At 42.7% G+C, this 11,896-nt stretch carries 13 protein-coding genes and 1 pseudogene; 9 read left to right on the top strand and 5 right to left on the bottom strand.

Annotated elements, in window-relative coordinates; genetic code table 11:
• From VIN08_RS20820 to aspS, 3 genes are all read right to left on the bottom strand, one after another.
• On the bottom strand, positions 1–1,131 hold a 1,131-nt coding region (locus tag VIN08_RS20820), incomplete at its 3' end, for an N-acyl-D-amino-acid deacylase family protein (RefSeq protein ID WP_414693307.1).
• 98 nt (positions 1,132–1,229) lie between these two features.
• Positions 1,230–1,964 carry a class I SAM-dependent methyltransferase gene (locus tag VIN08_RS20815; RefSeq protein WP_331969228.1) on the bottom strand — a complete coding sequence of 245 codons (735 nt, stop codon included), beginning with the start codon at positions 1,962–1,964 and terminating at the stop codon, positions 1,230–1,232.
• Positions 1,965–2,296: 332 nt separating this feature from the next.
• Positions 2,297–4,045 carry an aspartate--tRNA ligase gene (gene aspS / locus VIN08_RS20810; RefSeq protein ID WP_331969225.1) on the bottom strand — a complete coding sequence of 583 codons (1,749 nt, stop codon included), beginning with the start codon at positions 4,043–4,045 and terminating at the stop codon, positions 2,297–2,299.
• A 56-nt stretch (positions 4,046–4,101) separates the two neighbouring features.
• Here aspS and VIN08_RS20805 point away from each other — a divergent pair, with 56 nt between their 5' ends.
• The 9 genes from VIN08_RS20805 to VIN08_RS20765 all read left to right on the top strand — a co-directional run bounded on the left by VIN08_RS20805 (position 4,102) and on the right by VIN08_RS20765 (position 10,174).
• Positions 4,102–4,668: a hypothetical protein gene (locus VIN08_RS20805; protein WP_331969222.1), complete on the top strand. Its 567-nt coding sequence runs from the start codon at positions 4,102–4,104 to the stop codon at positions 4,666–4,668.
• Positions 4,669–4,779: 111 nt separating this feature from the next.
• Positions 4,780–5,223, top strand: coding sequence for a nucleoside deaminase (locus VIN08_RS20800; protein WP_331969218.1), 444 nt, complete (start codon positions 4,780–4,782; stop codon positions 5,221–5,223).
• A gap of 8 nt (positions 5,224–5,231) precedes the next feature.
• Complete coding sequence (locus VIN08_RS20795; protein ID WP_331969216.1) at positions 5,232–5,588, top strand: DUF3127 domain-containing protein; 357 nt, start codon at positions 5,232–5,234, stop codon at positions 5,586–5,588.
• A 113-nt stretch (positions 5,589–5,701) separates the two neighbouring features.
• On the top strand, positions 5,702–6,310 hold the full coding sequence (locus VIN08_RS20790; protein ID WP_331969213.1) for a superoxide dismutase: 609 nt from the start codon (positions 5,702–5,704) through the stop codon (positions 6,308–6,310).
• 127 nt (positions 6,311–6,437) lie between these two features.
• A complete protein-coding gene (locus VIN08_RS20785) occupies positions 6,438–7,325 on the top strand; it encodes a serine hydrolase (protein ID WP_331969210.1) in 888 nt (295 codons plus the stop codon).
• Between the two features lie 307 nt (positions 7,326–7,632).
• A complete protein-coding gene (locus tag VIN08_RS20780; RefSeq protein ID WP_331969207.1) occupies positions 7,633–8,946 on the top strand; it encodes a hypothetical protein in 1,314 nt (437 codons plus the stop codon).
• A gap of 108 nt (positions 8,947–9,054) precedes the next feature.
• Positions 9,055–9,549: a hypothetical protein gene (locus VIN08_RS20775; protein ID WP_331969204.1), complete on the top strand. Its 495-nt coding sequence runs from the start codon at positions 9,055–9,057 to the stop codon at positions 9,547–9,549.
• Complete coding sequence (locus VIN08_RS20770; protein WP_331969201.1) at positions 9,546–9,983, top strand: zeta toxin family protein; 438 nt, start codon at positions 9,546–9,548, stop codon at positions 9,981–9,983. The genes VIN08_RS20775 and VIN08_RS20770 overlap by 4 nt, the downstream gene beginning before the upstream one ends.
• Before the next feature lie 5 nt (positions 9,984–9,988).
• Positions 9,989–10,174, top strand: coding sequence for a hypothetical protein (locus VIN08_RS20765; protein ID WP_331969198.1), 186 nt, complete (start codon positions 9,989–9,991; stop codon positions 10,172–10,174).
• Between the two features lie 11 nt (positions 10,175–10,185).
• On the opposite strand, the gene VIN08_RS20760 is transcribed toward VIN08_RS20765, so the two are convergent.
• Together VIN08_RS20760 and VIN08_RS20755 are read right to left on the bottom strand one after the other, a co-directional pair.
• Complete coding sequence (locus VIN08_RS20760; RefSeq protein WP_331969196.1) at positions 10,186–11,046, bottom strand: DUF4249 domain-containing protein; 861 nt, start codon at positions 11,044–11,046, stop codon at positions 10,186–10,188.
• 4 nt (positions 11,047–11,050) lie between these two features.
• A pseudogene (locus VIN08_RS20755) lies at positions 11,051–11,896 on the bottom strand (TonB-dependent receptor); the annotation flags it as partial.

Here is an 11,896-nt window from a genome sequence, read left to right as displayed (position 1 = left end):
ATGCAGGCGAGCTACTTCACTCAATTTTTTTCCTTTATATAGTTTATTTAGTGAATCGAGACGAAAACCCATCAACACAACATATTCGGGCTCGGAGTTTTTATAAGGTATGCCCATCTCCATTTCGTATAAAACCTTTTTACGAATAGCCGGAGTCTTCAGTTTCTGTCGCATGGCTTTGGCTCCACCCTCCTGTACCCATGTAGGCAGGCGTGAAGTGAGTCCTGTAGCACTTGCAGTATAGGGATACATATCTGCCGTGATCTTTAGTCCTGCTCTTTGCGCACTGTCAATCTTGGTAAGCATCGTGTCGATCTTGTTCCAGTTGCGTGCAATGTTCAACTTCATGTGGTATATCTCGGCCGGTATATTTGCTTCGCGTGCAATGCGCAACGTTTCGTTTACACCATCCAGTATAAAATCGCCTTCACTGCGCATGTGCGTGGTATACATGCCGCCATATTGTGATGCTACTTTTGCGAGCGCGATCAGTTCTTCCGTAGAGGCATACGTAGCAGGAGGATAGATGAGTGAAGTGCCAAGACCCATAGCGCCTTCTTCCATAGCCTGTTGCACCAGTTGCTTCATTTGCAAAAGCTCAGCATCCGTAGGCTTACGGTTGTCGTAGTTCATTACATAATTTCGAACAGAGGTTTGCCCAACGAAAGAAGCTACGTTGGTAGATATACCTTTCTTCGATATCCAGTTGAAGTAACCACCCAATGTTGTCCAGAGACTATCCACCGGATTTTTATTCTTGCGTTTCATCGGGCCGGGCGACCACCCTTCTCCGAATACTTCCAGTGTAACACCTTGTTTGATGTCGCTCATCGAGCGGCCATCTTTTAATAAATTCTGATCGGCCCAACTGAGCATGTTGATAAAGCCGGGAGCAACCGCGAGTCCTGTTGCATTAATTTCTTTTTTGCCGGTTGCGTCATTGAGCTTTCCGATAGCAGCAATCGTATCGGCATTCATACCTATATCTGCTGTGTAGGGAGTTCCGCCAGCACCATCATATACTGTTCCATTGCGGATGATCACATCAAATTGTTGTTGTGGCTTTTGCGTGCAGGCCAGAATAACGACCAGCGTAAGTATAGCAGCTGAAAAAATAACGTAGCGCATCATGATTGAAAAAAGTATACGATGATAGTGAGGTTTCTGCAGAAAAGAAATTGAGAAACGCGAAAGAAACAATGATGTAAGAAAGTAATGCAGTTGAAGGTTTACAGGATACCGATCCGGCAAAATACCGGGAAAGATACCTTCTTAGATTCGCCTGCAGGCCAATGTTTTCGTAGAGTTTCCACCACAGCTGTAACCGGATTTTGATGATGCTTCTGAATATACTTTTGTGTGGCCGACCAGCTTTCCAGGTAGCCGGAAAGGTGCTCCAATGTCCAGCCTACATCAATGGAGAATTTAGGTGAGTCGATTTCCTTAAAGGGAAATGAAACAGTTTTATACTCTTGTTCTACCAACCTGCGGGCATCATCCCAGAAAGGACCAACCGTGTTAGTATAGAAGTTCATAATAATAGCATCAATAACGGGCTCTATATAGAGCAGCGCGTAGCCCCATATAGCCAATACTCCACCGGGCTTGCCAACGCGTTTTACTTCCTGATAAAATTTATCGCGATCAAACCAATGCAACGCCTGGGCTACTGTTATTAAATCGAATTGATGATCAGCAAAAGAAGTGCGCTCTGCCGGACTCACGCTATAGCGGATGTTACTGGCCTGAGCTGCATTATCCAGTTGCTGCTGACTGATATCGGTAGCTTCTACGCGTGTGAAATGCTTGGCGAGTGCGTGTGCCACTTGTCCGTTACCGGTGGCACAATCCCACGCTATATCTGTATGCTTTACATATTGCAAGATATACTCGTAGATCGCCTCCGGATAATCAGGCCGAAAAGCTGCATATATCTTTGAATGACCAGAGAAGAAATCTTTCATAGATGAAATTGCTACTGGCTTCTGAAGGTGTGTATCGTTAATGGTTAACTGTTAATCGTAAAAGTCACCACTACTTCAACATTCGTTATTCGATGTTTTTTGTTCGATATTCAAGTTCCGTTATCCGTTAACAGTTAATCGTGAGTGCGGGGTTTGTGTGTTTGAAATCCAATGCCACTGAGAATAGAGATAAATGTTTCCCCGACTTCCCATCTCCTGGCCACTGCTTTCAGCTTTTTTTACTTTACACTTTCCGCTTATCCCAATCCGCTAATTGTTATACGAGAGCTATATATACCGCCAACGTATAACAATTAACGAATAACGGATAACTATTTCTTGATCAACAGCGCAAGCTCATTTAACTGCTCTTGCGATATAGTAGAAGGAGAATCGATCATCACATCTTTACCTGCATTGTTTTTCGGGAAAGCAATGAAGTCGCGGATAGAATCAACGCCACCGAAGATCGAGCACAGGCGATCGAATCCGAATGCTATACCACCGTGTGGAGGTGCACCAAATTCAAAAGCATCCATCAAAAATCCGAATTGCTTTTTCGCTTCCTCTTCGGTAAAGCCGAGGTGTGTGAACATCAATTGTTGTGTAGGTCTGTCGTGAATACGAATAGAACCACCGCCCACTTCTGTTCCGTTTATCACCATGTCGTAAGCATTCGCGCGCACTTTACCCGGATCAGTATCCAACAAGTGTATATCTTCACGCTTCGGTGAAGTAAACGGATGGTGCATGGCATGGTAACGTTTTGTTTCTTCGTTCCACTCGAGTAACGGGAAGTCGATTACCCACAGCGCAGAAAATTTATTCTTGTCGCGCAGGCCCAGTTTCTCACCCATCAACAAACGGAGTTCATTCAATTGCTTGCGTGTAGCATAGGCTTCACCAGCCAATAACAAAATCAGATCGCCAGGCTGTGCGTTGAATTTATCCGCCCAGGCCTTTAATTCTTCCGGAGTATAAAATTTATCCACAGAAGACTTGATCGATCCGTCTGCTTTATACTGTATATATACCAGACCTTTTGCACCGATCTGCGGACGCTTTACAAATTCGGTAAGCTCATCTATCTGCTTACGGGTATATTCCGCACATCCTTTCGCTGCTATACCAACAACCAGTTCTGCACTCTCAAAAACCGGGAAGTTTTTTCCTTTGGTGAGTTCTGTGATCTCTACAAACTTCATATCGAAGCGAGTGTCAGGTTTATCAGAACCGTATAGCTTCATGGCATCATCATAGAACATGCGCGGCACGGAAGGTAATTCTATACCTTTTACATTTTTGAAAAGGTGACGCACCAGTCCTTCAAATGTATTGAGTATATCTTCCTGTGTAATAAATGCCATCTCGCAGTCGATCTGCGTAAACTCCGGCTGGCGGTCAGCACGCAAGTCTTCATCGCGGAAACATTTTACGATCTGGTAGTAACGATCGAAACCCGATACCATCAGCAATTGCTTGAAGGTTTGTGGCGATTGTGGTAAAGCATAAAACTCACCGTGATGTATACGCGATGGTACTACAAAATCACGCGCGCCTTCGGGAGTTGATTTGATCAATACAGGTGTTTCAACCTCAATAAAATTTTGACTATCGAGATACGTGCGTGTTTGCTGCGCCATCTTATGACGGAGCTGCAGTTTTTCGCGCACGGGATTTCTGCGAAGATCGAGATAGCGATACTTCATCCGAAGATCATCACCACCATCGGTTTCATCTTCAATCGTAAAGGGAGGAAGTTTGGCCGGGTTAAGAATGGTAAGCTTGGAAACTTTCAATTCAATTTCACCGGTAGGGATCTTATCGTTTTTGGAAAGACGTTCAACAACCGTTCCTTCTACCTGTAATACATATTCACGACCAGTGCTGCGAGCTGCATCCAACAAAGCTTTATCTGTTTTCCCTTCTTCAAAAATCAACTGGGTTATACCATATCGATCACGAAGGTCTATCCAGAGAACGCTACCCTTATCGCGCAGGCGCTGCACCCAGCCGGCCAGGGTTACTTGTTGGTTTACATCTGTTATCCTCAATTCACCGCAGGTGTGGGTTCGTAACATGTTAGTTTTAATTAATTTAGCCGCGAATTTAATAATACTTTGTCTCCCTGCGTGATATGCTAAGAATTAAAAGTGCCTTTCCTAATGTGTTGATTGTGTTGGCGTTGACCCTATTGGCAGCCGATAAACCGAAGCTTGTAAAAATGAAAGTGGCAGAAGGGATCACGATTTCTATTCCACAGGACTGGCGCCCGATGGATGCCATGGATTTTACACAGCGTTATCCTTCAGTACGCGCACCACTGGCAGCCTATACCAATGACGATCGTACGGTAGATTTCAGTGTTAATATTTCAGCAACACAATGGCCCGATACCAATATAGAACTGGCGCGCGAATTTTTTAAAGCCAGCCTCATGAATACATTCGATCGTGTAGATATGATACAGGAAGGTGTACAGGAGATTAATAAAAAGAAGTTTGCCTATTTCGAGTTTGAGTCGCGCATGAATGGTAACAGACGTGAAGAAGGTTTTCAGGATCCGATACTGCGCTATACCTATATACAATACCTGGTAGAGCCAGGCAAAACACTTGTGTTCTCTTTCAACTGTCCGAGGCGTGTAAAAGATCAGTGGCAGGAAACTGCGCGCGCCATGATGAAAGCGATCAAAGTGAAATAAAGTTTTAAGCCGAATGTTCAAAGCGTAAAGCCAGGGTATACATTTTTATTTCCTGCTTTAGGCTTTCCGCTTTCTGCTTTAAAGCTTCCTTTATAGATTTGCCCTCCGACTATGGAATTATATACCGATGAATACTTTATGCGCGAAGCTTTGAAAGAAGCTGCGAAAGCATTTGATATAGGGGAAGTTCCGGTAGGAGCCGTGGCGGTTTGTAATAATCGGATCATTGCCCGGGCACATAATCAAACCGAGAAACTAACAGATGCTACAGCGCATGCAGAGATGCTGGCAGTAACGGCAGCCGCTAATTATCTCGGATCAAAATACCTGAGCGAGTGTACGCTATATGTTACGCTTGAGCCGTGCGTGATGTGTGCCGGAGCATTACACTGGACGCAGTTGCAGAAGCTGGTATATGGAGCATCGGATATACAGCGCGGATATAGTCTGGTAAGTACACCATTGCTGCATCCGAAAACAGAAGTAGTAAAGGGTATAAAAGCCGATGAGTGCAAGAAGTTGATTAACGACTTTTTTAAACGGATCAGAAATTAATTAGTCACATGGAAATAAAAGGAAGAGTAATTCAGTTGTTGCAGTTGCAAACTGGTCAGGGCAAAAAAGGCCCGTGGAAAAAACAGGAGTTTATTATCGAGACGCAGAGTCAATATCCTAAAAAAGTATGCCTGTCGGCCTGGGGCGATAAAGTAGATCAGTATAATTTATCCGTTGGCGATGAAGTTTCCGTGTCAGTTGATCTGGAAAGCCGTGAGTATAACGGTCGTTGGTATACTGAGGCAAGAGCCTGGAAGTTAGAGAAGAGCGGAGGTAGCAGCAAAGGTAGCGGCAGCAGTGCACCACCTCCTGGCGATGAGCCGTTCTATGCGGATAACAGTCCGTCAGACGATCTGCCATTCTGAGAACAGCACAAATAAATTCGTATAATCATAACGCTGATGAAATTTTCCGGGCAAGGTTATGGTTGTATATTTGACTTCTTACAAAAAATGTTCAACCTATTAAACTAAGTATTATGGCTTTTACATTGCCCGCGCTGCCGTATGCAGCCAATGCTCTTGAACCACATATTGATGCAAAGACAATGGAGATACACCACGGCAAGCATCATAACGCCTATGTAACAAATCTTAACAATGCTATTGCCGGTACCGATGCAGAGAAACTTAGCCTTGAAGAGATCAATAAAAATATCTCCAAGTATCCGGTAGCTGTGCGCAACAACGGTGGTGGTCACTATAACCACAGTCTGTTCTGGACAATTCTTGGTCCGAATGCAGGTGGTGCTCCCACTGGTGCATTGGGGGATGCTATCAATGCTACTTTCGGTAACTTTGATGAGTTTAAAACTAAATTTGCTGCTGCTGCTACAAGTCGTTTCGGTTCAGGCTGGGCATGGCTGATTGTTGACGGAAGCAAAAAACTTCAGATCACATCAACGCCTAACCAGGACAATCCATTAATGGATGTTGCCGAAGTAAAAGGTACACCTATACTGGGTCTTGATGTATGGGAACATGCTTATTACCTGCACTATCAAAACCGCAGACCAGACTATATAGCTGCATTCTGGAATGTGGTTAACTGGAGCGAAGTAGCAAAACGTTTTGATGCTACCAAGTAATAGTAAAGATTTACAGCTATAATCAGTTTCAATATACAAAGGCTTCCACAAGGAGGCCTTTGTTGTTTCTATACTATATCATCTTTTGTTCTATCTTCGGGTATAGATTCAGTCGAAACTCTCACACATGCGTATACCCCGTCCGATAGTATATCTCATCATCGTACTTTTCTCCTGCAAACCGATGACGAAAAAAGAAAAACTTACCAAGTCTATCACAGAAACCTTGCAAGAACAACAAGCTGTTTTTGCTGTTGCCTTCAAAGACCTATCCACAGGCGAAGAGATATACATCAACGAACATGAAACTTTTCATGCTGCGAGTACTATGAAGACTCCGGTGCTTATTGAAGTATGTAAACAAGTAGTGGCTGGTAAATTTTCGTTTACGGATTCGCTCATTATACACAATGAGTTTAAAAGTATAGTAGACAGCAGCAGCTATACACTTAATCAGAAAGAAGACAGTGAACAGGAACTCTATAATCATATAGGGGAGAAACGTTCTATCTCTTCATTGGCCTACGATATGATTATTACCAGCAGCAACCTGGCAACGAACATGATCATTGAACTGGTAGATGCAAGGAATGTTACAAGCACTATGCGTGCGTTAGGCGCAAAAGATATTCAGGTGTTGCGCGGTGTAGAAGATGAGAAAGCTTTTGAGAAAGGATTGAATAACACAACAACCGCATACGACCTAATGGTGATCTTTGAAAAGATAGCGAAGGGCGAAGCGGTAAATCCGGAGGCATCCCGCATTATGACAGATATACTGTTGGAGCAAAAGTTCAACGAGATCATTCCCGCTAAATTGCCGCCTACCGTTAGGGTTGCACACAAAACGGGTAATATAGTTGGGGTTAATCACGATTCAGGAATTATTTTTCTGCCGGATGATCGCAAATATGTTTTGGTGCTGTTATCCAAGGATGCTAAAGATGATAAAGCAGCTATTGCAGCAATGGCTTCTGTATCAGAAAAGATCTATCAATACGTTACCAGCCGGTAAAACATCCTGGAAAGTTCATGAGCAACCTGCGTTTGGTAAAGTCGTCAAACGCGTGTAATGTATCCGTTGTAAAATGACAAAAATGAATAGCTCACCGGTTAATATCTGTCGATAACAGGACGTTTTGATCATACAAAACAGGGTAGTTCCACTTCCGGACTTGTAAGGAAATCTACGTAAGCTTGTTGTGAGAGATGAATAGTTCAGCCCGAGGTTTTTCTTACACATAGGGTTGGTGAAACAACTAATGGTGATTCCTGTCAGTAAACTTCCACTGCTTATACTTGTAAAAAATCTAACCAACGTTATGATCAAAAACTATCTAAAGTTTAGCGCATTAATCCTGTCAGGAATTTTAGCAGTATCCTGCGGAAAAGATGACGAAGAAACCAACAACACCAACGAACCTGAGTTCCCGACAGAGTACAGCGACCTGACTGTGGAGCAGAACAAGGCTAACCTCGAAGACAACGGTATTTCTCTTGTAAAGAGTGTTACTTCGCTGAAGAACACAAGCGGAATACAAACTTCTATCGCATTCAGCAAACATCTCGATGGCAGCACACTGCCGGATAATCTTTCTAACGGCCGCGTAAGCAATACACAAGGTGTTAACCTGCTTACTATATTGGCTTCTTTGGGTAACGATAAAACTTCTGTTGCCGATGCATTGTCTAACATGCGCGTAGAAGCTGGCGATTTTACGTCTTTCCAGGAAGAGTATGAGTCATTGCTGGGTATATATACCTATAGCAAAGCAAACGACACATGGACATATACACAAACCGGCAGCAAGATTGTTTTCCGTTTCCCTTCTACTGAAAATGGAACAACCAACAATGCTGAATATTCTGTGTATGATTATAAAGGTACGCAGATTACCAGCAACATCGGTGGCGATAGCTATACCGGTGACTATCCTACAGCGTTGAAAGCTGATCTTACGATAGATGGAACAAAGAAGATGGAATACTCTTTCTCAGCAGCATACGATTCTAACGGAGAGCCTACTAACGTATCGACTTCTATTACGATCGATAACTACAAGTTCTCATACGATGTTGAGAACACTACAACAAAAGCTTCTGTAGACTATGGCCTGACACAAGATGGCAAGAATCTGTTCGCATTCGGTGCGCGTGCAACGGGTAACTTTAATTCAGGTAACATCGAAAACAGCGGTGGTCCTGAAGATGTATTCGAAACAGGAAGTGCTTACTTCCAGATCTTGAATATCAAATTCTCTGGTGAAGTAAATACACCTGAGCTCGTAAAAGCACTGGATGCTGCTAAAACAAAAGCTGAACAAGCTGCAGCCTGGAATGCTAACTATAAGTTGATCGTGTTCTATGCTGACTCTAAGAAGAAAATTGCTGACAGTGAATTCTATGTGACTACTGAATCAATCACTTATCCTGATTACGGAAGCGATCAGTGCAAGTTCGATCAGTGGGGATATCCATACGATTGCCCGGATGTAACAGAGACAAGAGAGAACCTCGAAGTTCGTATCGTGTTTGCTGACAATACTAAATCAGATCTGGCTACGTATACCGAAACAGGTTTTGAAGATATACAGGATGAACTCAGTGCATTCATCGAAGACCTAGGCAACGATTAAAAAGTGAAGTTTGAATATGCAAGAGAGCTGCAGGAGAAATCCCGCAGCTTTTTTTGTTTTCAGGAATGTATATATTAGCAAGTATCATTGTGTAGTATATATGCCGTTATGAGCAATAGTTTTGCGAGATTACTAAGAGATCAGGAGCAAGTAGAGCAATTCCTTACTATATCTTTAGGTATTGATGTTGATGACTATCCGGATATAGCCTACCATATAATAAATAGTGAAAAAGGGGTAATGGATGGTTTGGAGAATCCGACATCCACAATAAGGAAATTTAGGGACAGGAATTACGCAACAGACGAAAAAAGATTGACTTTGCGTAAGCGGATTGTAGATGAGCTCTTCACAAAAAGATTATTATCAAATGATGATCGTATTTCGCTAGGAAAAGGAGGAGGTTTACCTACCAAAGTGAAGCGCTCAAGGCAAGCTTTTATTTTGATTGGACTTCCGGCTTCCGGAAAGTCATCAGTAGCAAAACGAATCGCGGAGAAGTATGGAGCTATAATTTTGGATACTGATTTGCCAAGCGAAAATTGCCGGAATACTCAAAACATCCATGGGGAGCATCGCTGGTTAATACGGAATCTTCATTGATAATTTTTGGTGACGAAGAACAAACCGGTTTTTCATCACTATATTATAAAGCTAGACATCAAAAGTATAACTTAATAATCCCCAAAATAGGAGCAGACCCTGATGATATAATTCCTTACTGTGAAGGTTTGAAAAATGCTGGCTACAAAGTGCATTTGTCACTGGTATATTTGCCAAAGGAAAAATCAACCGTTAGAGCTCTTAAGCGATTTCATGAAACAAAGCGGTATGTTCCGTTGTCATTAATCTTTGATGTATATGGTAGTAATCCCTCGTTAACGTATTTTATGCTAAAGAACCGCCAGCCTTACTATATAGACTCCTACGGAATCATTAATACGGATGTTTCAAAGAACGAATCATTTTATTGCACCGATATTCTCGGTAAAAATCCGGCAGGGCTGTTCAGGAAACGTGAAAAAGTTTTAATTTAGAGTTTATGAAGACAGAGAAAGCAGTTGTCAGAAAGAAAAAATCTTCTGTAAGGAAAACAAAAATCACTGCAAGTAAAAGGCAATATTGGTTAAGGCATGCCAGAGCTATGCAGATTTTGGACGACATTGTTAAAAGTGAAATTGAATCTGTTCGCGCAGTTAATAATCGTATGCTGCAGCGTGCTCAGTAGTATATATATAGTTACTCTTTCGCTACGAGCTGGTAATATGAAACACCGTAACCTCCCCACACGCCCAGCGCTTTCTTGTTATCTATATTGGAGATAATTTCATTCCCTGACGAAGCAAAGGGATTCCCCACTACATATAGTTCTCGTTCAACGGTTCGCCAGAAATCAAAGTGTGCCTTATCCATCGTGCACAATTTAACGCGTATAGTATCGCCTAAGGTAAAGTATAAGTCATCGGTAATGTTGGTGAAGTTCTCTGGTCCGCGCAGAATAGTAAATGTAAATTTCTTGCCATTGAAATATTGATCTCCGATGGCGGAGAGATATACCGGTATAAATCGGTCGTCTATATTTTTTCGCAGGGTAAATACGCGGTAGTAATTATCTACGGCAGGATCGTCTGTGAGTGTGCCATATACATATCCCACTGAATCTTTTCCGGGGGCCAGTTCAAACCACACCCTGTCGAGTGCGGCTGGCGGAGGTATAGATGTAGTCGCAGTATAGGTCTCGCCTTTTAGTGTAATAGTAAGTTTGTAAGTTTTCCCTGCTTTACCTTTTAACGATGTACTTTGATAAACATAAGGCGGAAAAGCTGTTTCATCTCGTTTCAGGGTGAGTATCTCTTCCTGCTCACCATCGCTTACCACTACCTTGGCTGTTGTAACGAGCAGCTTGCGTATGGAAGCGGAATCTATATTTTCAAAATATGAAGAGCTATAGCTCAGCACTACACGGGCAAAACCGTTGTCTTCAATCGAGCCATCAATCACCAGCTTGGGTGTATAGGCTATAGCGTCCAGGTCTGACTCAGGTGTGCATGCTGAAGCGATGCATATACCGGTTATGATGATCAGGATCAGTTGCTTCATCTTCTTAAAATTTTACGCGATACGTTATAGCCGGAATGATCGGGAACAGCGATACTTGCTTTATACTCGTGCGCAATTCATACTCTTGCAGATTACCTTCTGTTTCAAAGTATACATAGTATGGATTCTTTCGACTGTATAAATTATAGATCGATAGTATCAGGAATGACTCATATTGTTCGGATTTATGGAGTGTATGCGTAACGGAAACATCCAGCCGGTGGTAGGCGGGCATGCGAAATGAATTTCGGTCGCCATACTCATTTACTATATTTCCCTGTATAACATATCGTGCTACAGGAAGATTGAGCGCATTGCCGGTAGCATATACAAATACACATGAGAATGTCCACTTGGGATTGTAGCGAAAGTTAGCCATGATAGAAAGATCATGTAGCCTGTCGTACTTGGCAGGAAATGCCTTGCCTTTGTTCAGCGCATCAAACGTGCGCATTGTTTTAGAAAGCGTATAGGCCAGTTGGCCGTTCAGTCGCCCGCTGGTTTTCTTAATGAGAAACTCGCTGCCATACGAAGTACCTTTACCAAATACAAAGTTATCATCGAAGTTAAAGCCTTTGCTATAGCCAATAATTACACCTTCGCGATACTCCAGCTGGTTATACATGTTCTTGTAATATAGCACTACAGATGTTTCAATTTTGTGATCCATAAAATTCCGGAAGTATCCGGCCGACCATTGATGTGCGTATTGAGGTTTTATAATGGAGGAGCTAGGCACCCATACATCTAACGGCAATGATACTGACGACAATGGAGCCATGTGCATATACTGGTAGGTTTTGTCGTAAGAGAATTTGATGGATGAGTAATCGTTCAGGCTATAGCGAAC

Origin of the sequence: Ohtaekwangia sp. (genome assembly GCF_036568665.1) — a bacterium.
Classification (GTDB): domain Bacteria; phylum Bacteroidota; class Bacteroidia; order Cytophagales; family Cyclobacteriaceae; genus Ohtaekwangia.
The sequence above is the reverse complement of the archived record's forward strand: the minus strand, read 5'-3'. Positions and strand labels throughout refer to the sequence as shown.